This is a genomic window from Rhizobium sp. NPDC092011, assembly GCF_044756305.1.
GTDB lineage: Bacteria > Pseudomonadota > Alphaproteobacteria > Rhizobiales > Rhizobiaceae > Rhizobium.
Genome location: NZ_JBIVSO010000014.1, coordinates 111,593 through 134,575, shown reverse-complemented (window position 1 = coordinate 134,575; position 22,983 = coordinate 111,593). Strand labels below are relative to the sequence as shown.

20 protein-coding genes and 3 tRNA genes are annotated in these 22,983 nt (G+C 58.9%); 11 read left to right on the top strand and 12 right to left on the bottom strand.

Going from position 1 to position 22,983, the window contains the following annotated elements:
• The 5 genes from ACIQJ2_RS32295 to ACIQJ2_RS32275 form a co-directional block, all read right to left on the bottom strand.
• Positions 1-521, bottom strand: a 521-nt coding sequence (locus ACIQJ2_RS32295) for a GTP-binding protein (protein ID WP_400746689.1), incomplete at its 3' end; no start/stop codon positions are given.
• Positions 522-938: 417 nt separating this feature from the next.
• Positions 939-1,367: a DUF3597 domain-containing protein gene (locus ACIQJ2_RS32290; RefSeq protein ID WP_199151680.1), complete on the bottom strand. Its 429-nt coding sequence runs from the start codon at positions 1,365-1,367 to the stop codon at positions 939-941.
• 148 nt (positions 1,368-1,515) lie between these two features.
• Positions 1,516-1,857, bottom strand: a complete 342-nt coding sequence (locus ACIQJ2_RS32285) for a hypothetical protein (RefSeq protein ID WP_400675156.1) — start codon at positions 1,855-1,857, stop codon at positions 1,516-1,518.
• Positions 1,858-2,218: 361 nt separating this feature from the next.
• Positions 2,219-2,292, bottom strand: a tRNA-Gly gene (locus ACIQJ2_RS32280).
• A 24-nt stretch (positions 2,293-2,316) separates the two neighbouring features.
• Positions 2,317-2,401: transfer RNA gene (locus tag ACIQJ2_RS32275), tRNA-Tyr, on the bottom strand.
• A 199-nt stretch (positions 2,402-2,600) separates the two neighbouring features.
• On the opposite strand from ACIQJ2_RS32275, the gene rlmB reads away from it, so the two are divergent.
• Both rlmB and ACIQJ2_RS32265 read left to right on the top strand, forming a co-directional pair.
• Entirely contained in the window at positions 2,601-3,509 is a 909-nt protein-coding gene (gene rlmB, locus ACIQJ2_RS32270) for a 23S rRNA (guanosine(2251)-2'-O)-methyltransferase RlmB (protein ID WP_400675154.1), read from the top strand.
• Positions 3,510-3,548: 39 nt separating this feature from the next.
• Complete coding sequence (locus tag ACIQJ2_RS32265) at positions 3,549-4,238, top strand: AprI/Inh family metalloprotease inhibitor (protein WP_400675151.1); 690 nt, start codon at positions 3,549-3,551, stop codon at positions 4,236-4,238.
• Between the two features lie 208 nt (positions 4,239-4,446).
• Here the strand turns inward: ACIQJ2_RS32265 and ACIQJ2_RS32260 are convergent, their stop codons facing one another.
• The 3 genes from ACIQJ2_RS32260 to ACIQJ2_RS32250 form a co-directional block, all read right to left on the bottom strand.
• The gene (locus ACIQJ2_RS32260; protein WP_199151035.1) at positions 4,447-4,740 is read right to left on the bottom strand and encodes a hypothetical protein; all 294 of its coding nucleotides are present in this window, start codon (positions 4,738-4,740) and stop codon (positions 4,447-4,449) included.
• A gap of 241 nt (positions 4,741-4,981) precedes the next feature.
• Positions 4,982-5,251: a hypothetical protein gene (locus ACIQJ2_RS32255; RefSeq protein ID WP_199097850.1), complete on the bottom strand. Its 270-nt coding sequence runs from the start codon at positions 5,249-5,251 to the stop codon at positions 4,982-4,984.
• Between the two features lie 133 nt (positions 5,252-5,384).
• Positions 5,385-5,460, bottom strand: a tRNA-Thr gene (locus ACIQJ2_RS32250).
• Between the two features lie 167 nt (positions 5,461-5,627).
• On the opposite strand from ACIQJ2_RS32250, the gene ACIQJ2_RS32245 reads away from it, so the two are divergent.
• A complete protein-coding gene (locus ACIQJ2_RS32245) occupies positions 5,628-6,401 on the top strand; it encodes an NAD kinase (protein ID WP_199095627.1) in 774 nt (257 codons plus the stop codon).
• Positions 6,402-6,476: 75 nt separating this feature from the next.
• On the opposite strand, the gene prfB is transcribed toward ACIQJ2_RS32245, so the two are convergent.
• From prfB to ACIQJ2_RS32230, 3 genes are all read right to left on the bottom strand, one after another.
• Positions 6,477-7,608 (bottom strand): peptide chain release factor 2 gene (prfB, locus tag ACIQJ2_RS32240; RefSeq protein WP_199151036.1). Its coding sequence is split into 2 segments (ribosomal slippage): positions 6,477-7,538 and positions 7,540-7,608, totalling 1,131 coding nucleotides; the frame shifts between segments, so codons are not numbered across the junction.
• 126 nt (positions 7,609-7,734) lie between these two features.
• Positions 7,735-10,197: a penicillin-binding protein 1A gene (locus tag ACIQJ2_RS32235; protein ID WP_400675147.1), complete on the bottom strand. Its 2,463-nt coding sequence runs from the start codon at positions 10,195-10,197 to the stop codon at positions 7,735-7,737.
• A 245-nt stretch (positions 10,198-10,442) separates the two neighbouring features.
• On the bottom strand, positions 10,443-11,636 hold the full coding sequence (locus ACIQJ2_RS32230; RefSeq protein ID WP_400675185.1) for an N-acetylmuramoyl-L-alanine amidase: 1,194 nt from the start codon (positions 11,634-11,636) through the stop codon (positions 10,443-10,445).
• 704 nt (positions 11,637-12,340) lie between these two features.
• On the opposite strand from ACIQJ2_RS32230, the gene ACIQJ2_RS32225 reads away from it, so the two are divergent.
• Positions 12,341-15,247: an Rne/Rng family ribonuclease gene (locus tag ACIQJ2_RS32225; RefSeq protein ID WP_400746687.1), complete on the top strand. Its 2,907-nt coding sequence runs from the start codon at positions 12,341-12,343 to the stop codon at positions 15,245-15,247.
• Positions 15,248-15,608: 361 nt separating this feature from the next.
• Here the strand turns inward: ACIQJ2_RS32225 and ACIQJ2_RS32220 are convergent, their stop codons facing one another.
• Positions 15,609-16,766: a pyridoxal phosphate-dependent aminotransferase gene (locus ACIQJ2_RS32220; RefSeq protein WP_400675145.1), complete on the bottom strand. Its 1,158-nt coding sequence runs from the start codon at positions 16,764-16,766 to the stop codon at positions 15,609-15,611.
• Positions 16,767-16,977: 211 nt separating this feature from the next.
• Between ACIQJ2_RS32220 and ACIQJ2_RS32215 the strand changes: the two genes are divergently transcribed.
• The 7 genes from ACIQJ2_RS32215 (at position 16,978) to ACIQJ2_RS32185 (ending at position 22,955) form a co-directional block, all read left to right on the top strand.
• Positions 16,978-17,745: a DsbA family protein gene (locus tag ACIQJ2_RS32215; RefSeq protein WP_199144685.1), complete on the top strand. Its 768-nt coding sequence runs from the start codon at positions 16,978-16,980 to the stop codon at positions 17,743-17,745.
• 184 nt (positions 17,746-17,929) lie between these two features.
• Positions 17,930-18,367 (top strand): type II 3-dehydroquinate dehydratase, encoded by a 438-nt coding sequence (gene aroQ / locus ACIQJ2_RS32210; protein WP_199144687.1) that lies wholly within the window; start codon positions 17,930-17,932, stop codon positions 18,365-18,367.
• 24 nt (positions 18,368-18,391) lie between these two features.
• Positions 18,392-18,865: an acetyl-CoA carboxylase biotin carboxyl carrier protein gene (accB, locus tag ACIQJ2_RS32205; RefSeq protein WP_199144689.1), complete on the top strand. Its 474-nt coding sequence runs from the start codon at positions 18,392-18,394 to the stop codon at positions 18,863-18,865.
• Positions 18,866-18,869: 4 nt separating this feature from the next.
• Positions 18,870-20,222 (top strand): acetyl-CoA carboxylase biotin carboxylase subunit, encoded by a 1,353-nt coding sequence (gene accC / locus ACIQJ2_RS32200; RefSeq protein WP_199144691.1) that lies wholly within the window; start codon positions 18,870-18,872, stop codon positions 20,220-20,222.
• Positions 20,223-20,225: 3 nt separating this feature from the next.
• Positions 20,226-20,849 carry a leucyl/phenylalanyl-tRNA--protein transferase gene (aat, locus tag ACIQJ2_RS32195; RefSeq protein ID WP_400675142.1) on the top strand — a complete coding sequence of 208 codons (624 nt, stop codon included), beginning with the start codon at positions 20,226-20,228 and terminating at the stop codon, positions 20,847-20,849.
• Positions 20,850-20,919: 70 nt separating this feature from the next.
• Positions 20,920-21,891 (top strand): DUF2167 domain-containing protein, encoded by a 972-nt coding sequence (locus tag ACIQJ2_RS32190; protein ID WP_400675140.1) that lies wholly within the window; start codon positions 20,920-20,922, stop codon positions 21,889-21,891.
• Positions 21,892-22,319: 428 nt separating this feature from the next.
• Positions 22,320-22,955: a DUF1062 domain-containing protein gene (locus ACIQJ2_RS32185; protein WP_400675138.1), complete on the top strand. Its 636-nt coding sequence runs from the start codon at positions 22,320-22,322 to the stop codon at positions 22,953-22,955.
• Positions 22,956-22,983 lie beyond the last annotated feature (28 nt).

Below are 22,983 nucleotides of genomic sequence, written 5' to 3'. Positions count from 1 at the left end.
AGAGCAGCAAGGGCCGAACCCTTGACAACCGGGATGTCGTCGCCCGGGAAGTCGTAGGACGACAGAAGTTCGCGAACTTCAAGCTCGACGAGCTCGAGAAGTTCAGCGTCGTCAACCTGGTCGACCTTGTTCAGGAACACGACGATGGCCGGAACGCCAACCTGACGAGCAAGCAGGATGTGCTCGCGCGTCTGCGGCATCGGGCCGTCGGCAGCCGAGCAAACCAGGATCGCGCCGTCCATCTGTGCAGCACCCGTGATCATGTTCTTGACATAGTCAGCGTGGCCGGGGCAGTCGACGTGAGCGTAGTGACGGTTCGGCGTCTCATACTCAACGTGTGCCGTCGAGATCGTGATACCACGAGCCTTCTCTTCCGGAGCAGCGTCGATCTGGTCGTACGCCTTGAACTCGCCGAAGTACTTCGTGATCGCTGCTGTCAGCGACGTCTTGCCGTGGTCAACGTGCCCAATCGTACCAATGTTGACGTGAGGCTTATTGCGCTCAAACTTACTCTTTGCCATTTGAATGCTTCCTATGAACGTAATGAGTGACCCCGGCGAACCGGTTTAGTGCCGCCGTTTAAGGCTTTCGTCGCGTTTGCGCAAGACTTAATTACAGGGGCCATTCCGGGCGAAGCTTTGCCGCTGGCCGAGGACCCCCGACCTTCGACTTTCCTTCGCCGCGCAAAATTCGCCGACCGATCCGGAAAGACAAAAAAGCATTTGCCGGTTCAGTCGCTTAGATAGGGAAGCGCAGACAAGAATTCCAGTGGCGGGCGCCGGGATGAAAGCATCCTTGCAAATGGAATAGCCGTCAAAACAAAGCGCCCTCTCCCGCTGGGAAAGGGCGCAAAATAATTAAACGGCTATGGATCGTCACCGATCGCGACGCTTTACCGGTTGAGGCCGGCAGATGCCGTTCACCAATGCTTGACGCTATCAGTCCAGAAGATCGGCCGGCACCTTGCCGCCATTGTCGGCAAGCTTCTGCAGAAGTGCCTTGTGAAGGAAAACATTCATCTTGGCGGAATCGCCAGCATCGCCGGTGTAGCCCAGTTCCTGCGCCAGCTCCTTGCGCTCGGAAAGGCTGGCATCCATGCCAAGTGCCTTCATCAGATCGACGATCGAATGCTTCCAGTCCAGTTTCTGGCCGCTCTTCTTTACCGCCGCATCGAGGATCGAGGCGATATCCACCGGAGCTGATGGCGCACTGGTCGCAGGCGATGTGGCCGCCGTGGTAGACGAAGGAGCCGGCGTCGGCGCAGGCGCCGGATTGGCAGTTGCAGCGGTGGTGGTCGGTGCAGGAGCAGCCTCGGCAGCCTTTGCCTGTCCCCAGATTGCACCCTTGATCTTGTCGAAGATACCCATTTGCGCTCTCCCGTTTCGGTTGCCTGAGCAATATCTATCGCTCGCGGGGATTTAAGCAACCCTTCGTGTCAATTATGCAAAGCGGAGGTGGAGGCAAGTCACTAAGCTGCATCGTCTGCTTCGAAACCGCTGAATTGGACAAAGTCATTCAAGCGCCACGGGATCTAGGGAGAGATCCTCTTTTTATATGCAAGCAACGCATAATGCGGGTGATGCCAGCGAAGAATATCAGAGTGATTGCGACTCCCAGACCCTTGGAGAGAGGCTCGAGCCAACCAGCCATAACCCCAAGAGCTCTAAACTCTGCCCATTGAAGCGCATATGCGATCACGCCGAAGAGCACTGCCAAGGTTATCGCATATGCGGCCCCTTTTTCCCTCCATGCCACAATGATGACTACGGCGAGCATCACGTAAAAAGCTGGAGAGAGGAGAGATAAAAGTACACCGCCCGCTAAAATAACAAGAACTGATATGGTCAGAGACATCATTATCGCCTGCTAGTTTGATCTATCTGGTTCGGACACGAGCGTATGAACAACGAATAGGTTGGATTTGAAAATGACGCGGCCCTTGCCCGAGTCTTCCCCAAATTCGTCGGCTGATTAGCCTGAGAACGCCCCTTGCACGAAGATTAGCAAGCAGGAGTTGAAAAAACCTTGATGGACTCGCCATATTCGAAGGAATGCGGAGCATCCGAGGCGAGCGGTGACGATAGAAATCGCTAAAGCCACTCCGATCGCTTGAACAAGAAGCAATCAGATAAAGGGATTCGAGCTAAGCACGCTCAAAAAGCCAAGTCACGGCATGACCAGACACAGGCATGTGGCAAAGTGCGGCGTTTTGAAATCTTGGAGCGGGTAGCGGGAATCGAACCCGCGTATTCAGCTTGGAAGGCTGCTGCTCTACCATTGAGCTATACCCGCGGGTGGTCAAGATCCGGTCCGGAATGGTGGAGGGAGTTGGATTTGAACCAACGTAGGCTGAGCCAACGGATTTACAGTCCGTCCCCTTTAACCACTCGGGCATCCCTCCAGTATTCCGACTGGATCTTGCGACCAAGCTTGCTAGATGTTGGCGTCGCCGCCGTCGTCTGCGCCGCGTATATGACCGGACGAATTCCTTCTGTCAACACAAGGAATTCGCAAAAATGACGAAAAAATTTCAGCCTGTGGGAAAAGTCCGCCGCCGAAAGAGGACTATGCGCCCAGGAAGCCGCTGGTTATAAAGCCGCATGAGCAAAGATAAAACATCCGGCCGCTCCGGCCCAGACAATACCGCCGGCGACAAGTCCGCCAAGGACACGCACTATGCCACCCTGCGCCGCGCCCATCGCGACGCAAAACGCGAGCGCGGTGAAATTCCGACGCCAGCACCGCAGAAGCGCAAGCGCGCCGGCGCAGACGATTGGAAGCCGCCGGCGCTCGCGCCCGACCAGGTCCTCTTATATGGCCTGCACACGGTGCGCGCGGCTCTTAGCAATCCCGAGCGCAAGAATATCAAGCTGTCGACGACGCAGAATGCGCTGGTGCGGTTGGAAATCGGTCCGGTCGATTCGCTCGGTATTCCTGTCGAGATCGTCTCGCCGCAGGATATAGACAAGGTGCTAGGCCCCGAAGCGATCCACCAGGGCGTGATGCTGGAGACGCGTCCCCTGCCCGTTCGCCGCTTAGAAGCGCTGAAGGGTAGCCCGTTGCTGCTCGTTCTCGATCAAGTGACGGATCCGCACAATGTCGGCGCGATCATGCGCTCTGCCGTGGCCTTCGATGCTGGCGCCGTCATCACCACCCAGCGCCATAGCCCGACCGAATCAGGCGTATTGGCGAAATCCGCCTCCGGTGCACTTGAGCTGATACCTTATATACAGATCACCAATCTTGCTGATGCGCTCGGCGAGCTGCATCGGCTCGGCTTCACGACGATCGGCCTTGATTCGGAAGGTCCGGCACCGCTTGAAGGCACGTTCAGCGGCGAGAAGGTCGCGCTCGTGCTCGGCTCGGAAGGCAAGGGGCTTCGCCAGAAAACGCGGGAAACTGTCAACGCGCTGGCACGGCTCGATATGCCGGGCGCCATCAAATCACTCAATGTCTCGAACGCAGCTGCGATCGCGCTTTATGCGGCGCGATCCTATCTGAAAATCTAGCGGCGCCGAGGCGGCCGCGACCAGTTGGGGGAATTTGCTTTGATCCGTGTTCTTGGTCTAGCGGCGGCTTCCGTCGCCCTTGCTCTCGCTATGGGTCAACCGGCACGCGCTGCCGATGACGAACTTATCAAGGCGCAGGCGGGTGCGTGGCTATTGGCACCTGAAAGCGGAGCCAAGGGATGCCGGCTGACCTTCGATACCAACCCGGTTACCGGCGGCTATGGCATTACCGGGGCTGATGCCTGCGCAACCCCCCTGCCCGCTCTTTCCAAGGCCGGCGCGTGGAACTTCGCCGACGATGGCTCGCTTGCTATCATGGATGGTGCAGGCCAGATGCTCCTTCGGTTTCAGCAGGAAGAAGGCTCTCCGTGGGAGAGCGAGAGCGGCGACCCGACCTGGCTTCTGCCGGCCTTGGGAGACGTCGACCATGTGCCGACCGTCGCAAGTCTCGCCGGAGCCTGGCGCATCCAGCGCCCGGACGGGAAACCCGTCTGCGACGTCACTCTGACGACCGACAAGGATCCGGATGGCACCGCGAAAATGTCACTAGCCGGAGACTGCGCCAGCGAAATCGGCGATCTCAAGCTCTCGCTCTGGGCGGCGGAAGGTTTCGGACGGGTCATGTTGGGCAGCGACGGCTCCTCGCTCTCCTTCGACATGAAGCCGGACGGCACATTCCAGAAATCCGACGAGGAAGAAGGCGAACCGCTGCTGCTGAAGCGCAAATAGCAGGCTGCCGATTGCCGAGCGGCGGCCGAAACTTTGCGTCGGGGAAACACACTTGGCTGTGGGGCTAACGCAATCCAGTGGATACAGGCTTAAATTGTTACAACGACCCCTCCGCGTCAAATATCACGCGCATGGGGTCGTTGTAGCCCCTCCGCTGTGAACCGGCATCATTTCTGACATATCTGCCGTCGCGTGAAGGCCGATCCATTCACCTGACCGCGATCGGCGTGGCATGCCACGGAGATTGACGCCAAGGCGACATCTCGGTGATCGGGCATCCGTCCTGCAGCTTCGACCATGAGGTGACGTTGAGGTTCATCTCGCATTGCGCGAGATAGCTCTTGCCGCCTACGGTCATGCAGGCGACTTCGCCCACGGCATGCTGCTTTCCGTCCGTATTCTTGCAGTAGCAGTTTTCGCCGGCCAGGGCCGACGCGCTTGCGGCAACCGCGATGACAACAAGCGGCAATCCCCAAACAAGATATCTCACTGTCTCGCGCATGACCGTATCCTCACCCGCCTTCGACGGGAGAAGTGTATGCCGATTTCAGAAAGTGTAAATGCGCCTGCTTCTCACAGCCGTCAGACGGAAGATTCAGTAGGGAACGGAAGGAGCAGACGCACATCTACGTCCTTCGAAGCCCAAAAATGCCACAGCCTGTTCTCTCGCGCTCCAGGCGGAAAACCGCTGCGCAGTTTTCCTGGACTTGCCCTATCGAAACGGACGAGACACAGAAGCAGCCTCAATGAACTGCAGGATCCGCGTCGTCGAAGAACGACCGGATGCCATCACGCGCAACCGTCGCCAGGAACTCGTCGAAAGCCTCGCGATCGGTCGCGAAAGGTTCTTCCCATTCGATCAAATCTTCTTCCGGCGTAATGACTTCCATCCGCCAGTCGCCATTGGTGCCGGCCGGACGAAAGATATCGACCAAAACGGTGACGTCGTCATCGGTGAACTCGCCCGAGAGTTCGGAATGTTCGAGTTTGGGTTTCTTCGGCTTGCTGGTCATGTTTTTCCAAGGGCGCGATTTATGTTGAAGATCGTAGAGGACGCCAGGAAGGCATCGGCATCCACATATTAGTCTGCGACTGCCGCTTTTCCATAGCGCGGGCGGTATGACGATCAAGTTCCTGGGAAAAAAGTGGTGCCCCCGGCAGGGTTCGAACCCGCGACCCCCTGATTACAAATCAGGTGCTCTACCAACTGAGCTACAAGGGCACACTGGCATGCCAAGTAGCAGATTTTGATCTCCTGTAAAGAGAAAATACGCCACGTTCTTCAGTATCCCCACTCACGAGCCGGGGCGGGATTTACCAGTCTTTACAAAACGTCTTGTCGCATAGGGGGAATATCATTACCTAGTACCATCATTCAAAGGACATGGCATGTCGCGTCATTTTCAATCCGTCTGCTTTCTCGCCTCGCCCACTCCCGAAGCACAGGAGGCTCAGGAAGAGCTGATTCGCCTCTATGGTCAGACGGACCAGGAAGAGGCGGATATCGTCGTAGCGCTCGGTGGCGATGGCTTCATGCTGCAGACGCTGCACAAGACCATGAATACGGGCAAGCGCGTCTACGGTATGAATCGCGGCTCGATCGGCTTCCTGATGAACGACTACCGGACGGATGGTTTGGCGGAACGCATCGAAGCGGCCGTCGAAAATGCGTTTCATCCGTTGCAGATGACCACACGCAATGCGGATGGGAGCAGCTGCGTTGCGCTCGCGATCAACGAGGTGTCGTTGTTTCGCCAGTCTTACCAGACGGCAAAGCTGAAGGTCGAGATCGACGGTCGCGTCCGCCTGCCGGAGCTTATTTGCGACGGGCTGATGGTGACGACCCCGGCGGGCTCCACCGCCTACAATCTTTCCGCCCACGGTCCCATCCTCCCGCTGGAAGCGCCACTGCTGGCCATGACGCCCGTCAGTGCCTTCCGCCCTCGCCGCTGGCGCGGCGCTTTGCTGCCGAATAAGGTGACGGTGGATATCACCGTGCTCGAAGCGGAAAAGCGCCCGGTCAATGCGGCTGCCGACAATACCGAGGTCAAATCGGTGCTCGGGGTCCGGATCATGCAGAGTGAAGATACAACGGCACGCATCCTGTCCGATCCTGACGGGTCCTGGTCAGACAGAATCCTCGCGGAGCAGTTTTCGGATTGAAAACTGCTGCCTGCATCGCTCGCGACGCCAATAAAAAAGCCCCGTCTCCGGGGCTTTTTTTAGTACGTTTCAATCTTAATCGACATCATCGACCACGGCATCGGCCGCGCCGCTGATACGGTGCGCCAGAGCGGCTTCCATGAACTCGTTGAGATCGCCGTCAAGCACATCGCCCGGAGCGGTGCTGGCGACGCCCGTCCGCAGATCCTTGACCAGCTGGTAAGGCTGTAGGACGTAGGAGCGGATCTGATGGCCCCAGCCGATATCCGTCTTGGACGCGGCCTCGGCGTTGGCGGCCTCCTCGCGCTTCATCAGTTCCGCTTCGTACATGCGGGCGCGCAGCATGTCCCACGCCTTGGCGCGGTTCTTGTGCTGCGAGCGCTCCTGCTGGCACTGCACGACGATGCCGGTCGGAATGTGCGTGATACGCACGGCCGAATCGGTCGTGTTGACGTGCTGGCCGCCGGCGCCAGACGAACGGTAGGTATCGATTCGGCAATCGCTTTCGTTGATCTCGATCTGGATCGAGTCGTCGACGACCGGATACACCCAGATCGACGAGAAAGACGTGTGACGACGCGCATTGCTGTCATAGGGCGAGATGCGCACCAGGCGATGTACGCCCGATTCGGTCTTCAGCCAGCCATAGGCATTGTGTCCCTTGACCAGCAGCGTCGCCGACTTGATGCCGGCTTCTTCGCCGTCATGCACTTCCAAAAGCTCCACCTTGAAGCGCTGGCGTTCGGCCCAGCGGGTATACATGCGCAGAAGCATGTTCGCCCAGTCCTGGCTCTCGGTGCCGCCGGCGCCCGAGTGGACTTCGAGGTAGGTGTCGTTGGAATCGGCTTCGCCCGAGAGCATCGCTTCAACCTGCCGACGCGCCGCTTCCGCCTTCAAGGCCTTGAGTGCGTCTTCGGCTTCGCGCACGACGTCGGCGTCGCCTTCTTCTTCGCCAAGCTCGATCAGCTCGACATTGTCGGCAAGCTGCTGCTCGAGAGCGCGCACGCCGCTAATGCCATCATCAAGCTGCTGGCGCTCACGCATCAGCTTCTGCGCTTCGGCGGCATCGTTCCAGAGGGTCGGATCCTCTGATTTATTGTTCAACCAGTCCAGTCGTCTTACGGCCTGGTCCCAGTCAAAGATGCCTCCTCAGCAGGGTGATAGCCTGCTTGGTTTCGTCGACTATTTTCTCGATTTCGGCTCTCATGATCCTGTTTCTTCATTTCGCCGCTCAAAGCGAACGGCGGTCCAATTCAAAGAGTGCTGGTGACATAAATATACATGCCGCCGGTGTAAAGCCCCGCGGCATGTCCCTCAGGCAATTTGGAATGGGTCAGAAGAGGCCGCCGGCTCCGGAGGTGACCGCCTGGTTTGCCTGCGGCGAGGTCCGCAGAATTTCCTCCGGCGCGACCTGGGCTGCTTCCCCACCGCCAATGACCTGCAGGCTGGTGGCCGGACCCGTACCGGGCTTGAAGGCTTCCATGATGGCGCCCTGATCGCCCGGCTGCGCCGCCATGCCGGTGGCGCGGTTGACGGCCACCATCGTCATGCCTGCCGGAACCTGGAATTTCTCGGGCGGCTCATCCTTCGTTGCGGCCTGCATGAATTCGTTGAAGACCGGCGCAGCAAGGCCGCTGCCGGTGCCGCCGCGGCCAAGCGGGGTCGGCGTATCGTAACCGATATAAAGACCGGCGACGAGGCTCGGCGTGAAACCGACAAACCAGGCGTCCTTCTCGTCGTTGGTGGTGCCCGTCTTACCGGCAACATCGGTGTTGAGCTTGATCTTGCCTGCAGCCGTACCGCGGATGATGACGCCCTGCATCATCGACGTGACCTGATAGGCGGTCATCGGATCGAGAACCTGTTCGCGGTTGTCGGCTACGGCCGGCTCGTCCTGATTTTGCCAGGCGCTGACGTTGCAGGTGTCGCAGACGCGCTCCTCATGCTTGAAGATGGTCTTGCCGTAGCGATCCTGAATGCGGTCGATCAGCGTCGGCTTGATCTGCTTGCCGCCGTTGGCAATGACAGAATAGGCCGAAACCATGCGCAAGACGGTCGTTTCGCCGGCGCCTAGCGACATGGCGAGAACGGGGTTCATATGATCGTAGATCCCGAAGCGCTCGGCATACTCGGCGACAAGCGGCATGCCCATGTCGGACGCGAGGCGAACCGTCATCAAGTTGCGAGACTTCTCGATGGCGAAACGCAGCGTATGGACGCCACCGCCCTCGCCCTCATAGTTGGTCGGCTTCCAGACATCACCGTTGCTGAGGGTGATCTGCAGCGGATCGTCGAGAATGACCGAGGCCGGCGTATAGCCGTTGTCCATTGCAGCCGCGTAGACGAAAGGCTTGAACGAGGAGCCCGGCTGACGCTTGGCCTGCGTGGCACGATTGAATTCGGATTGCGCATAGGAGAAGCCGCCAACCATGGCAAGCACACGGCCGGTATGCGGATCCATGGCGACCAGACCGCCCTGCACCTTAGGCGGCTGGCGCAGACGATAGGTGGTCGAGTCGGCGCTACCAGTCTTTTGCACGAAAACCACGTCACCGGCGCTCAGCACGCCGTTCGGCGACTTGGCAACCTTGCCGCCGCTCGCCGCCCGGAATGCCCAGCGCATATCGGCGGCGGCAATCGTGCCGCGCTTGCGGTCCGGCGAAACCTTGCCTCCGGCGTCGACACGCGGCTGCAATCCAATATCCGCTTCCTGATCGGAGACTGACAGGACGACGGCCACCTGCCATTCGGGAACATCGCTCAATCCAGGAACCTTGGCGAGTTCGGCACCCCAGTCCTGCGCGGTGGCGATCTGCTTGATCGGGCCGCGATAGCCGCGACGCTGGTCGTAATCGACCAATGCGTCCTGCAATGCCTTGCGGGCTTCAAGCTGCATCTGCGGATCAAGCGAGGTGCGAACGGAGAGGCCGCCTTCATAAAGGGTCTTTTCGCCATATTGATCGATCAGCTGGCGACGAACCTCTTCGGCGAAGTAGTCCGAAGCGAAAAGCGACGGGCCGCTCTTCGGCGGAACGACGCCGAGCGGCTGCTTCTTCGCTTCTTCACCGTCGCTCTGGCTCACATAGCCGTTCTCGACCATACGGTCGATCACCCAGTTGCGGCGGGTCAGCGCTGCTTCGGCGCGACGGAAGGGATTGTAGTTCGCAGGCCCCTTCGGCAGCGATGCCAAATAAGCCGATTCGGCGATGGTCAGCTCGTTAACCGACTTGTCGAAATAAGTCAGCGCCGCGCCAGCGATACCGTAGGAATTAAGGCCGAAGTAAATCTCGTTGAGATACAGTTCAAGGATCTTGTCCTTGCTGTAGGCCTGCTCGATGCGGAAGGACAGAATCGCTTCCTTGATCTTGCGGTCAAAGGTCTGGTCGGCGGAAAGCAGGAAGTTCTTGGCGACCTGCTGTGTAATGGTCGATGCGCCGACGAAGCGACGACCGGAACCGATATTCTGCAGATTTACCGCAACGGCGCGAATGAGGCCGCCGACATCGACGCCGGGATGGTTGTAGAAATTCTTGTCTTCAGCCGAAAGGAAAGCGGCCTTGACGCGGTCGGGAATGGCCTGGATTGGCACGAAAAGCCGGTTCTCGCGCGAGTATTCCTTCATCAGCGCGCCGTTGCCTGCATGGATGCGCGTCGTCACGGGCGGCGCATATTTCGCCAGCACCTCATAATCCGGGAGTTCCTTGGAGACGACGCTCAGATAGATCGCGGCAGCGGCGGCCACACCCAGAAACAGGAGGCAACCTAGCCCAAAGAAATATCCAATCAGTCTGATCATTTGATACTACCGGTGCTTGTTCTTCATGCGCCATATAGCGAGATCATCGCATACTGACGGGCGTTTTGCACGCTCACGGCGTTAATGCAAGACGGCAATGGGATAAAGCCGCGCGGCACTCGTGAGCGAATGATACTTCGCTGTAAAGGCGGGAATGTGAGCAAAATAGGGCTTGGCTCCCGTATTCCCAGTTTCATTCAATTCCAAAGTCCACCGCTGTTACACGGAAGCCACGACTGACGCCGCTAGCCGCCGTTTGCGATGATAGAAACGCGGTACTGCTTCACGGCTTCCGTCAGCCGATCGGCAACCTTTTGCCGCCAATCGGCGTCAAGCAACAGTTTCTCGTCTTCCTTGTTGGAGAGAAAGCCGAGTTCGAGAAGGATCGAAGGCACATCCGGCGCCGTCAACACCTGGAAACCGGCGTGGCGATGCGGATTGTTGATCATGGAAACCTGGCCGTTGAACGAGGACAGCACGTCCTGCGCCAGCGAAATGGAGAAGGCCTGCGTCTCGCGGCGGGTGAGATCCATCAGAATGTCGGCGACGGCGGCCGGCTGTGCCTGGGCCTCTGTTCCGGCGATGCGGTCGGAGTCATTTTCGCGGTCGGCCACCTCGCTGGCGAGACGATCCGAAGCCTTGTCCGAGATCGTATAGACGGTTGCGCCACGGATATCCTTTTGCTTCAGCGTATCGGCGTGTAGCGAGATGAAGAGAGAGGCGTGATTCTGCCGGGCGATCGTCACTCGTTCGGAAAGGGAGAGATACTGATCCTTGTCGCGGGTCAGAAACGCCTTGATACCGGGCTGCGCGTTCAACTTGTCAGCGAAAATCTTCGCGAAGGCTAGCGTGATATCCTTTTCCTGCGTGGCGCCGTCGGTGCCGGTCGCACCGGCGTCGATGCCACCATGACCGGCGTCAACCGCCACGAGGAACGTATTAGGGTCAGCCTTCTGCGTCGGATCGACGGGGCCGACGTCCTTGGCGGTGTCGGCGGCCGTCCAGCTCTGCTGCTTCACGAGCTCGGCAAACTGCTCGGCCGGCAGCATCTCCGCATCGAGCACCAGGCGATGCCCCTTCCCTCCCTCATCGGCCTGGGTCTTGGCCACGACCAGCTTCACCGGCTTTTTGGCCGTCAGCACGATGCGGGCGCTGTTGGCGTCCATTGTGCCGTAGCGGATATCCTTGAAGAGGCCGGCCGGCTTGAGATCGGCGGCGGGAAAACCGAATGCGGTCGCCGGAAGGTCGACGACAACGCGAACCGGATTGTTGAGATAGTGCACGGTGAAGGTCGGTTCGCGATCCATGTCGATGACGATGCGCGTGCGGGCATCATCGCCTGCAATGCGCGCGCCATAGGCGAGCATGGGATCGCTCGCGGCGAAGGCCGGGTTGAATGGCGCAAACGCCACAACCATAACAAGAGCAAAGGCCGTCATCGCAGAACGCAAAGCCCTCACGCCACTCTCCACCGCATGCCGCAATCCCTTTAACAAGTGTCCAACGCACCCCATATTGGTTTCGACGTTGTTTTTGAAGTCCCAATAACGGGAACCAGGTTTGACGTGATGGGCGCCAGCTGACGATGCGCCTGGGAGAGAATCGCAACGGATCCTCCCTCGTCCTCCTCATCCGAGGAATCCATCAATATTATGGCATACTTGGCTTTTCCCTTGCTATTGTGACAGATAAAACATACAACGCATATTAGGGTAGAAGTGTTGACGGGATAGAGTCGTCGCAACGGCAGCCGCCTCGAGTACCAGGCGCCATAAGCGGCATTCATCCGACGTCTGCAGTACTTCTGCTCCAAACAGTGGATATCTGAATTTCCGGTTTCAAACGGGAAGTTCATCGGTGGAGAGCCACCAAACGCTCTTTAGAGAGCACATTCATCGGGCCCAGTCTTGTGGGTCTAAGGCATAGTCGATCTCGCTTGGTTACGGATGTCACCGCAGCAGCTTTTTCAAAAAGTGAACAGACCCCAGGGAAGTAGTGCCCCGGTTGCCGTCTGGATGCTGTCATCTCCGAATAACCAATCGCGACTTTCATTATCCGGTGCAGCAACTGCGGAACACACCCGGCCTGTCCATGCGACAGGCAGGCCCCCTTCCGATTGCCTGCGCCGAGGAGCACAGCTTTCATGGCAGACAAAATGCTTATCGATGCGTCTCACGAGGAAGAGACGCGCGTCGTTGTCGTTCGCGGGAACCGCATAGAAGAATTTGACTTCGAGTCCCAGCACAAGAAGCAGATACGCGGCAACATCTATCTCGCAAAAGTAACGCGGGTCGAGCCTTCGCTTCAGGCGGCTTTCGTCGACTACGGCGGTAACCGGCACGGCTTCCTGGCCTTTGCCGAAATTCACCCCGACTACTACCAGATCCCCCTTGCAGACCGGCAGGCGCTTCTGAAGGCGGAAGCCGAAGAGCATCGCCGCGACGACGATGTCGAACATGTCGAAACCGCGCTCGATCTTTCGCAGCAGGAACAGCCCGACATCGGCATCGTTTCCAAGGAGAGCGAAGAAGCGGAAGCGCCCGCCGCAACTGCGGAAGAGGCCCCTGCCGTTGAGGCGGCAGCACCTGCCGAAGACGCAGCGCCCGCGAAGAAGGCGAAGCCGCGCCGCAGCCGCAAGAAGGTGGTAGCGGAAGCGCCCGCCGAAGAGGCCCCCGCCCCGGAAGCCACCGCGACGGTCGACGCGCCGAGCGAAGACGAGGAAGGCTCCTCGGGTTCGATGGCTGCGATGGTCGAAACCGATTCGATCTCCGAAGACGTCACGACGTCCAAGCGCCGTCACGATGACGACGACGATGACGATCACGACCATGAAGAAGAAGTGATCGAATCCGTTGGCGCCGAAGACGCAATGGAAGAAGTTCCGGACCGCGTGCAACGCAAGCCGCGCAAGCAGTACCGTATTCAGGAAGTCATCAAGCGCCGGCAGATTTTGCTCGTGCAGGTGGCGAAGGAAGAGCGCGGCAACAAGGGTGCTGCGCTGACCACCTATCTGTCGCTCGCTGGCCGTTACTCGGTTCTGATGCCGAACACGGCACGCGGCGGCGGCATTTCCCGCAAGATCACCAATCCGCAGGACCGCAAGCGCCTGAAGGAGATCGCCAAGATGCTCGAAGTGCCGCAAGGCATGGGCGTCATCCTGCGTACCGCCGGTGCGAACCGCACCAAGGTCGAGGTCAAGCGCGACTTCGAATATCTGATGCGCCTTTGGGAGAACGTCCGTACGCTGACGCTCGCATCGACCGCTCCCTGCCTCGTCTACGAGGAAGGCAGCCTGATCAAGCGCTCGATCCGCGACCTCTACAACAAGGATATCGGCGAAGTCATCGTTGCTGGCGAAGAAGGCTATCGTGAAGCGAAAGACTTCATGAAGATGCTGATGCCGAGCCACGCCAAGGTGGTTCAGCCCTATCGCGACATTCACCCAATCTTCTCGCGCTCCGGCATCGAGGCACAGCTCGACCGGATGCTGCAGCCGCAGGTGACGCTCCGTTCGGGCGGCTATCTGATCATGAACCAGACGGAAGCGCTGGTTTCGATCGACGTCAACTCCGGCCGTTCGACCCGCGAGCATTCCATCGAGGACACGGCGCTTCAGACGAACCTGGAAGCCGCCGAGGAAATCGCACGCCAGCTGCGTCTGCGCGACCTGGCCGGCCTGATCGTCATCGACTTCATCGACATGGAAGAAAAGCGCAATAACCGCGCTGTCGAGAAGAAGCTGAAGGAATGCCTGAAGAACGATCGCGCCCGTATCCAGGTTGGCCGCATCTCGCATTTCGGCCTTCTGGAAATGTCGCGCCAGCGCATCCGTGCATCGGTTCTGGAAAGCACCACGCAGATCTGCTCGCATTGCGGCGGCACCGGCCATGTGCGTTCGCAGTCTTCCGTTGCTCTGCACGTTCTGCGCGGGATCGAAGAATATCTTCTCAAGAACACGACGCACGACATCACCGTGCGTACGACGCCGGATATCGCGCTCTATCTGCTCAACCACAAGCGCCAGACGATCATCGATTATGAGAACCGTTTTGGTGTCGCCATCGTCATCGATGCCGACAATGCCGTCGGCAATCAGCATTTCGCGATCGATCGTGGCGAGCCGGTTGCCAATCCGGTGAAGATCGAAACCCTATTCAACTTCGCAGCCATCCCTGATGACGATGACGACGATATCGTTATCGAGGCGGATGAGGAAGAAGACGAAGAGCTGGAAGAAAAGGCTGCAAGCAACGAACAGCAGCCGGTCGCCCGTTCTGAAAACAATGAAGGTGGCCGCAAGCGCAAGCGCCGCCGTCGCCGTCGCGGTCGTGGCAATGATGCCCAGGCCGGCGCCTCCTCCGATGATGCATCCGTTGCGGACGCTTCCGAAGACGGGGAAGATGGCGACGAAAGTGACGATGATGCCGATATCGATGCCAATGCATCCGGCAACGACGATGATGCACAGCAGAAGCGCAAGCGCCGCCGTCGCGGCAAGCGGGGCGGTCGCCGCAATCGTGAAAACGAGGGCAGCGAACAGGATGCCGGCAACGAAGGTGACTCCGAAACCGGCGAGGCTGCCGAAGCCAATGCAGAGGGTGGAGAAGAAGTCGCTGTAACAGTCGCGGAAATCGCCGTTTCCGAAGGCGAAGCTGCCGTCGAGGCCCAGCCGGCCATGGCAGCAGTCGAGACCGCGGCCACCGTTACGGAAGACGTCAAGCCTGCCAAGAGCCGCAGCCGCCGGAAGCCGAAGGCTGCAGCTGCCGAGGCCTCTCCGGTCGAAACGCCGGTTGAAGAGGTAACGGCCGTGGCTGATGTCGAAACCGAGACGGTCGCCGAGATCGTGCAGACGCTGGATACCGCCAGCGAGCCTGCCGCTCCTGAAACCGCCGAAGAAGCAGCCAAGCCGGCACGCGCCAACCGCGAGTCGAACGTTGCATCCTCCGCGCCGGTCGTCACGTCCAATCGCACCAACGAGGGTGGCGATGGCGACGGAGAGCCGAACAAGCCCAAGAAGGCTGGCTGGTGGCAGCGCCGCGGTTTCTTCTGAGAGCCGCAACTAGAGACTGATTGATTGTAATCCGGCCGTGGCGACGCGGCCGGATTTTCGTTTCGGCAGAGCGATGAGAGCAATTCCGGGAGAAAGCGCCAGGCAGCCTCCCCGTCCAGAAATGCGCAAGGCGGCGGCATGGAGCGCTACAGCATCGGCCCGAAAATCGGAATCGATTTTCGGGCCGATGCTGTAGATTCAATAGGTTAGAGCGACCTTTGTGCTTCCGAAAGGAAGCACGGCGCTCTGAGCACTTCCACGAACGCCTGGCCGCTCCAGTCCAGAGATCACACGCGGGAAACGATGTTCGCGGCCTGCGAAATCACTTTCGCAAACAGGCGCAACCCATTGATCAGGGATTCTATTTCAGCCAGGCGGCCATACGCTCGGTGGCCTCTTCAATCTCGGCGTTGGAGCCTGCGTAGGAGATCCGCATCACCCGATGCCCTTCGACGGGATCGAAATCAAGACCAGGCGTGGCAGCGACATTGATTTCCGCCAGCATCTTGCGCGCAAACACCATGCTGTCATTGGTGAAGCGGCTGACATCGACATAGGCGTAGAAAGCGCCGTCCATTGGCGATGCGATGTGAAAGCCGATCTCCGGAAGACGACGCATCAGGAAATCGCGGTTGCGACCATAGCTCTCGCGATAAACATCGAGCTCGGCACCGGCTCCGAGCGCGGCCTCGGCGGCGATCTGGGAAAGTTCGGGCGCGGAGATATAAAGGCTCTGGGCAACGCGCTCGACGGGTCGCACCAGCCGCTCCGGAAGAACCATCCAGCCGATGCGCCAGCCTGTCATGCAATAGTATTTCGAGAAGGAATTGATGACGATCGCCTCGTCCGTCAGTTCCAGCGCGCTCGTCTCTTCACCGACGAAGGTGAGCCCATGATAGATCTCATCGGAGATGAAGGCGATCGAACGCTCCGCGCAATAATCCGCGAGCGCCTTCAGCGCCGCCCTGCCCGTCACCGTGCCTGTCGGATTTGCGGGGCTTGCCAGCAACACGCCCTTCAGGCGCTTGCCGCTCGCCGTCTGCAATGCCTCAAGGCTTTCCGGCGTCAGCGTGAACTGTGTCTCTTCCGTCACCGGCACTTCCACGACATCGAGGCCCAATGCGCCAAGGATGTTGCGATAGGCGGGATAGCCGGGACGAGCGATGGCGACGCTGTCGCCGGCGTCGAACAGGGTCAGGAACGCAAGATTGAAGCCGGCCGACGATCCGGTCGTGATCGCGATGCGCTTCGGGTCAATCGAAAGCCCGTGGCGCGTCTTGTAGTGCGCGGAGAGCGCCTGACGCAGTGCCAGCGTCCCGAGAGAATCCGTATAGCCGATCCGGCCGTGATCGAGGGCCGCACGCGCAGCCTGCAGAGCCGCCTGCGGCGCCGGATAGGACGGCTGGCCGACTGCCATCGAAATGACAGGGTGCCCGGCTTGGCGGCGTCGCGTCGCCTCGGCCAGCACATCCATGGCGTGGAAGGGTTCGACATCGCTGCGCTTGGATAGGGAAAACAAGATCAATTCTCTCTCGGATCGGATCGTCCTGCGACATTTGCCGCAATATCGGTGCGTTCACAATCCTGCGATTGCGGCTTTGCCGTGAAAATTCCTGTTTCTGGAAATAGGCATACGCCGTAAATTGCCGATCCATATTTGCGGATGTTAACCCGACGGTGCTATGCCGCATCCGAGAATGAAGTCTCCGCATGAATCAAACGAGGACCCAATGACCTTTTCTTTCAAGAGCCTGCTGACGGTTTCGGCGATTGCCCTCACAGCATCCTTCGCCGCGATCCAGCCCGCCGCCGCGCTGGACGAGCAGCAAAAGAAGGAAATCGGCGAATTCATCAAGGAATACCTCGTCGATCATCCGGAAGTCCTGCTGGACGCGCAGGCCTCGCTTGAAAAGAAGCAGGACGAAGCCCGCCTTGCTCAATCGGCGCAAGTGATCACCCAAAACAAGGATGCCATCTTCAACTCCAAGGACGATGTCGCGATCGGCAATCCGAAGGGCAGCATAACGGTAGTGGAATTCTTCGACTACAACTGCACCTATTGCCGACACGCACTTGGCGACATGGACAAGCTGCTGAAGCAGGACAAGGATATACGCTTCGTGCTGAAGGAACTCCCGATCCTCGGAGCGGATTCGGTCGCTGCATCGCGCGTTTCGGACGCCTTCCGCAAGCTCGCTCCGGAAAAATATGCGGAGTTCCATCATAAGCTTTTGAGCAGCGACGGCCGCGCATCGGAAGACAGCGCTATCGAAGTTGGGACATCGCTCGGCGTCACCGAAGCGGCGCTTCGTACGGAAATGGCGAAAAGCCCCAACAACGACATGATCAAGGCAACATATCAGCTTGCGACCGATCTCAACGTGACGGGCACTCCGGCCTATGTCATTGGCAACGAAACCATTTCCGGCGCCATCGGGCTTGAGGCCATAAAGGAGAAGATCGCCAACGTCCGCAGCTGCGGCAAGACCTCCTGCTGACGCTTTTATCCCGGCGTCTTGCGCCGCGTTCGGGGCATTACCGAAATCCCGTCTATTTGGACAAGGCTCAAAAATGCCAAAATCGCGGCGTTTCCACATCTAGAGACGCGCAACCTACGCTCCGGGGCTTTCCTATGAGGCCTCGGGAGTCTATAGGTTGCGCTGTACTTTGACGGAACCACTGATGGCGCAAACTATTTTTGTCCTCAACGGACCCAATTTGAATGCTCTCGGCAAGCGCGAGCCGGGCATCTATGGCGGCAAGACGCTCCAGGATATCGAAGCAGACTGCAAGTCCGTGGGCGAAAGCCTGGGCTTCATCGTCGATTTCCGCCAGAGCAATCACGAAGGCGTGCTGGTCGACTGGATGCACGAGGCAGGCGACAAGGCTGCCGGCGTCGCGATCAATCCCGGCGCCTACGGGCATACGTCGATCGCGCTGCACGACGCTATCCGCGCTATTTCCATTCCCGTGGTGGAGGTGCATATCTCCAATATCCACGCACGCGAAGAATTCCGGCACAAATCGATGATCGCGCCCGCCGCAAAGGGCGTGATCTGCGGTTTCGGACCTCATAGTTACATCCTGGCGCTCCATGCGCTGAAATCCATCACCCAATAACAAAAATACAGGGCAAGAAATCCTATGGCTGAAAAGAAATCGGGTATCGACCAGGCGCTCATTCGCGACCTCGCCAACATTCTTAACGACACGGATCTGACGGAGATCGAAGTCGAACAGGAAGATCTGCGCATTCGTGTGTCTCGCGCAGGCAACATGCAGTATGTGCAGGCTCCGATCGCAGCTCCCGCTGCCTTCGCTGCTCCTGCCGCCGCAGCACCGGCTGCCGCAACGGCAGCCCCCGCAGGCAAGACGCGCAATCCTGACAACGTCGTCAGCGCACCGATGGTCGGCACTGCCTATCTGGCGCCGGCTCCGGGCTCGGCCGCCTTCATTCAGGTCGGCTCGGTCGTCAAGGAGGGCCAGACCCTCCTCATCATCGAAGCGATGAAGACGATGAACCAGATCCCTGCGCCGAAGTCCGGCACGGTAACCGAAATCGTCGTTCAGGACGGAAGCCCTGTCGAGTACGGCGAAGCCCTCGTAGTCATCGAGTAAGCCCATGCCCATGATTTCGAAGATTCTCATAGCCAATCGCGGAGAGATCGCCCTGCGCGTGCTGCGCGCCTGCAAGGAGCTCGGCATTGCGAGCGTTGCGGTGCACTCCACCGCCGACGCTGACGCGATGCATGTTCGGCTTGCGGATGAAAGCGTTTGCATCGGCCCGCCGCCGTCGCGTGAAAGCTATCTCAACATCCACCAGATCGTTGCCGCCTGTGAGATCACCGGCGCCGACGCTGTGCATCCCGGCTATGGTTTCCTCTCGGAAAACGCCAAGTTCGCCGATATTCTCGAGGCGCACGGCATTACCTTTATCGGCCCGACGGCGGACCATATCCGCATCATGGGCGACAAGATTACCGCCAAGACCACCGCACAGCAGCTCGGCATCCCGGTCGTTCCCGGCTCCGATGGCGAAGTGAAGACCGAAGCCGAAGCGCTGAAGACGGCACGCGAAATCGGCTATCCGGTGCTCATCAAGGCAACTGCCGGCGGCGGCGGCCGCGGCATGAAGGTCGCACGCACGGAAGAAGACCTGATCGAAGCCTGGTCGACGGCTCGCACGGAAGCGGCTGCGGCTTTCGGCAACGAATCCGTCTACATGGAAAAGTATCTCGGCACGCCGCGCCATATCGAAGTTCAGGTGTTCGGCGACGGTGAAGGCAACGCCATCCATCTCGGCGAACGCGACTGCTCACTGCAGCGCCGTCACCAGAAGGTATGGGAAGAAGCCAATTCCCCGGCCCTCAACGTCGAACAACGCATGAGGATCGGCCAGATCTGCGCCGACGCCATGAAGAAGCTGAAGTATCGCGGTGCCGGTACCATCGAGTTCCTCTACGAGAACGGCGAGTTCTACTTCATCGAAATGAACACTCGCCTGCAGGTGGAGCATCCGGTGACGGAAGCCATTACCGGCATCGACCTCGTGCACGAACAGATCCGCGTTGCCTCCGGCGGCGGTCTTTCGGTGACGCAGGATGAAGTGCATTTCCATGGCCATGCCATCGAATGCCGCATCAATGCCGAAGATGCACGCACCTTCGTCCCCTCGCCCGGCACGATCACGCACTTCCATGCGCCCGGCGGTCTTGGCGTACGTATCGATTCCGGCGCCTATCAGGGCTATCGGATCCCGCCTTACTACGACAGCCTGATCGGCAAGCTGATCGTGCACGGCCGCACCCGCGTCGAATGCATGATGCGTCTGCGTCGCGCACTCGACGAGTTCGTCGTCGATGGCATCAAGACCACCCTGCCGCTGTTCCAGGATCTGGTTTCCAACCAGGATATCGCCAACGGCGATTACGATATCCATTGGCTGGAAGACTACCTGGCCAAGACCTCGGCCTAGCCTGTGCCCGGAGCGCGCGGCAAACGTCCCGGTGTTACTCCGGAGATATTGCTGCGCGCCTATTCCATCGGGCTTTTCCCGATGGCGGAATCAGCTGACGACCCCGAGATTTTCTGGGTCGAGCCGGAGCTGCGGGGGATCATCCCGCTCGATACGTTCCACATATCCAAAAGCCTGGCAAAGAAGATCCGTCAGAAGCCCTTCGATATCCGCTTCAATACGGACTTCGAGGGCGTGATAGCGGCATGTGCCGAACAGACGAGCGGTCGACCGAGCACCTGGATCAACGACACCATCCGCTCGCTTTACGGCGTCCTCCATCATCTCGGTCATGCGCATTCCGTCGAGGCATGGGAAGGCGACACGCTGGTTGGTGGTCTTTATGGCGTATCACTGGGTTCGGCCTTCTTCGGCGAGAGCATGTTCTCCCGCCGCACGGACGCTTCCAAGATCTGCCTCGTCTACCTGGTCGAGCGCCTGCGGCAACGCGGCTTTACGCTTCTGGACACCCAGTTCACCACCGAACACCTGAAGACGTTCGGCGCGATCGACATGCCGAAAGACGACTACGCAAGGATACTCGAAAAAGCGATGGAATCGCCCAATCTGAGCTTTTTTAGCGGTTGATATTCTCTTTAGGCGAATTGATTCCGATCAAGATCGCCCTAAGTTCGCCTCGACATCCGGAGGTAGAATATTGAAGAACCATCTTGCAATCGTCGCTCTCGCAGCTTGGGCCTTAGCAACGCAGGCTGATGCCAAATCCTTTCACGACATGTTCGGGGTCGAGCCGCCGGCCGGGCCGCAAGGCGCGGTGCTGAAGCAGCTGAACTTCCAGCAAGGCGCGATCAAGCTTTCCTCGGCAAATGCAACGCTGAATGTTTCGGATCAATTCTACTATCTCAATCCGAATGACGCGCGAAAGGTGCTGGTGCAGCTCTGGGGCAATCCCGAGAATGCCGCAAGCTCCACGCTCGGCATGATCTTTCCGGCAAAATATTCGCCGATCGATCAGCAATCCTGGGGCGCGCTGATCGACTATGAAGACAGCGGCCATGTCTCAGACGACGATGCGGCCTCGACGGACTACAATGAACTGCTGAAGCAAATCCAGGATGCTATCAAGGAGGAAAATCCAGAGCGAGAGCAGCAAGGTTACGATCCGATCACCCTGGTCGGCTGGGCTGAACCACCGCATTACGACAAGGCAAGCCATGCCCTGCACTGGGCCCGCGACCTGATCTTCGGCAAGGATGCGAACGGCGAGCATACGCTGAACTACTCCGTCCGCGTTCTCGGGCGCGAGGGCGTCACTGAGCTTGAGTTCATTGCCGGGCTTAACCAGCTGCAGCAGATCAATGCCGCTATTCCGAACGTCATCAACACAGTGCAATACGACAGTGGCAAACGCTATGCCGACTTTGTCAACGGCGACAAGATCGCGGCCTACAGCATGGCGGGCATGATCGCAGCCGGCGCCGGCGTAAAGATCGCAGCGAAGCTCGGATTCCTTGCCATCGTTCTCGGCTTCTTTAAGAGTTTTGGCGTAGCCCTCCTCGCGTTGAAGAAGGGCCTGATCGTCGTTCTGGCGGGTGTGGTCGCCGCCGGCCGCAAGATTCTCGGCCTGTTTCGTCGCAAGGAGAAGACGGACAGCGAAAACAATACCTGACGGACGCTTTGGAGCGTCCCAGCAAACGCGCGCGGCGGTTTTGCGTCCGGAATTACCGTGGAAACAAAGAGATAGAGCATTTTCACGGCTCTATTCAAAGCGGAAGCGCTCCAGAGGCTTCAAACTGCGGTTGTTATTTGCTATCGCTCGACGCGAAGAGCATTTGCGCGTCGAGGTTTCACTTTGCCTTTGTAACTACCGGTCTCATCCAGTTTCACCCAATGCGTCGGGGCGACAAGCCGTCGTCCGATGCGTATTCATGTCCATCGGGTGGTGGCCTGAGACCGGTTTGGCATTGTTCCAACGCGCCCTGCACAGCCATTGCTGTCTCAGCTCTTCAGCCGTCCCGCATACATCGCCATGCCGTGCCCTGACGGGCTAGTCTTATCGCCAGCTTGGTGGACTTCCAAACGGAAGACCAAGACGGTATGTGCAATATTCTTCGGGTCCGATGGACCATTTGTCCCCAGACTGCGCCGCAGCCATGGATCGCCTGCAGCACCTGCGGATGCTTCAAACCCTTCAAATCGAGCGGCAAGGTCAGGCTCAATGCCAATGGCCGAAAACTCGATGCCTGGCTGATCTACAAATGCTTACATTGCGATAAGACATGGAACAGAACGCTCTTCGAGCGCCGAAACCTTCGCGATCTCTCCCCCGCCACGCTGGAGGCACTGCAGCGCAGTGATCCGAATTGGGTTCGCAAACAGGAATTCGATGTCGAGGCCCTGAAACGGAAGACAAAGCGCATCGAGGAGCCGCCAGATGCGGTCGTTTCAAAAGAATGGATCAGTGAGGCGAGCACTTGGACAGCCCTCGAAATCGAGGTGGTGGCTGAATTTTCCGCCAACCTTCGCCTCGACCGCTTGCTAGCGTCGGAACTGTCGATCTCACGCTCGAGGCTTCAGGCTCTCCACGAAGGAGGCAAGCTGAAGGCTCATCCGAATCACGAGATCGTTCTGCGCAACAGGCCTAAGGACGGCACAAGGATCATTCTCGACCTATCGGATGCCGTCGATCGCCACGCGATCGGAAGTGCCGCGATCCATCGGGAAGGGTTGTAAAAATTTCGCCCGCGGGAGCAAGGCTTCC

Coding starts and splice junctions, on each gene's coding strand:
- ACIQJ2_RS32260 (WP_199151035.1), bottom strand. CDS start 4,740: ATGCGCGAGACAGTGAGATATCTTGTTTGGGGATTGCCGCTTGTTGTC.
- rlmB (WP_400675154.1), top strand. CDS start 2,601: ATGAGCAAAGATAAAACATCCGGCCGCTCCGGCCCAGACAATACCGCC.
- ACIQJ2_RS32225 (WP_400746687.1), top strand. CDS start 12,341: ATGGCAGACAAAATGCTTATCGATGCGTCTCACGAGGAAGAGACGCGC.
- ACIQJ2_RS32230 (WP_400675185.1), bottom strand. CDS start 11,636: ATGACGGCCTTTGCTCTTGTTATGGTTGTGGCGTTTGCGCCATTCAAC.
- ACIQJ2_RS32185 (WP_400675138.1), top strand. CDS start 22,320: ATGTGCAATATTCTTCGGGTCCGATGGACCATTTGTCCCCAGACTGCG.
- ACIQJ2_RS32245 (WP_199095627.1), top strand. CDS start 5,628: ATGTCGCGTCATTTTCAATCCGTCTGCTTTCTCGCCTCGCCCACTCCC.
- ACIQJ2_RS32285 (WP_400675156.1), bottom strand. CDS start 1,857: ATGATGTCTCTGACCATATCAGTTCTTGTTATTTTAGCGGGCGGTGTA.
- accB (WP_199144689.1), top strand. CDS start 18,392: ATGGCTGAAAAGAAATCGGGTATCGACCAGGCGCTCATTCGCGACCTC.
- ACIQJ2_RS32290 (WP_199151680.1), bottom strand. CDS start 1,367: ATGGGTATCTTCGACAAGATCAAGGGTGCAATCTGGGGACAGGCAAAG.
- ACIQJ2_RS32215 (WP_199144685.1), top strand. CDS start 16,978: ATGACCTTTTCTTTCAAGAGCCTGCTGACGGTTTCGGCGATTGCCCTC.
- ACIQJ2_RS32255 (WP_199097850.1), bottom strand. CDS start 5,251: ATGACCAGCAAGCCGAAGAAACCCAAACTCGAACATTCCGAACTCTCG.
- aroQ (WP_199144687.1), top strand. CDS start 17,930: ATGGCGCAAACTATTTTTGTCCTCAACGGACCCAATTTGAATGCTCTC.
- ACIQJ2_RS32235 (WP_400675147.1), bottom strand. CDS start 10,197: ATGATCAGACTGATTGGATATTTCTTTGGGCTAGGTTGCCTCCTGTTT.
- accC (WP_199144691.1), top strand. CDS start 18,870: ATGCCCATGATTTCGAAGATTCTCATAGCCAATCGCGGAGAGATCGCC.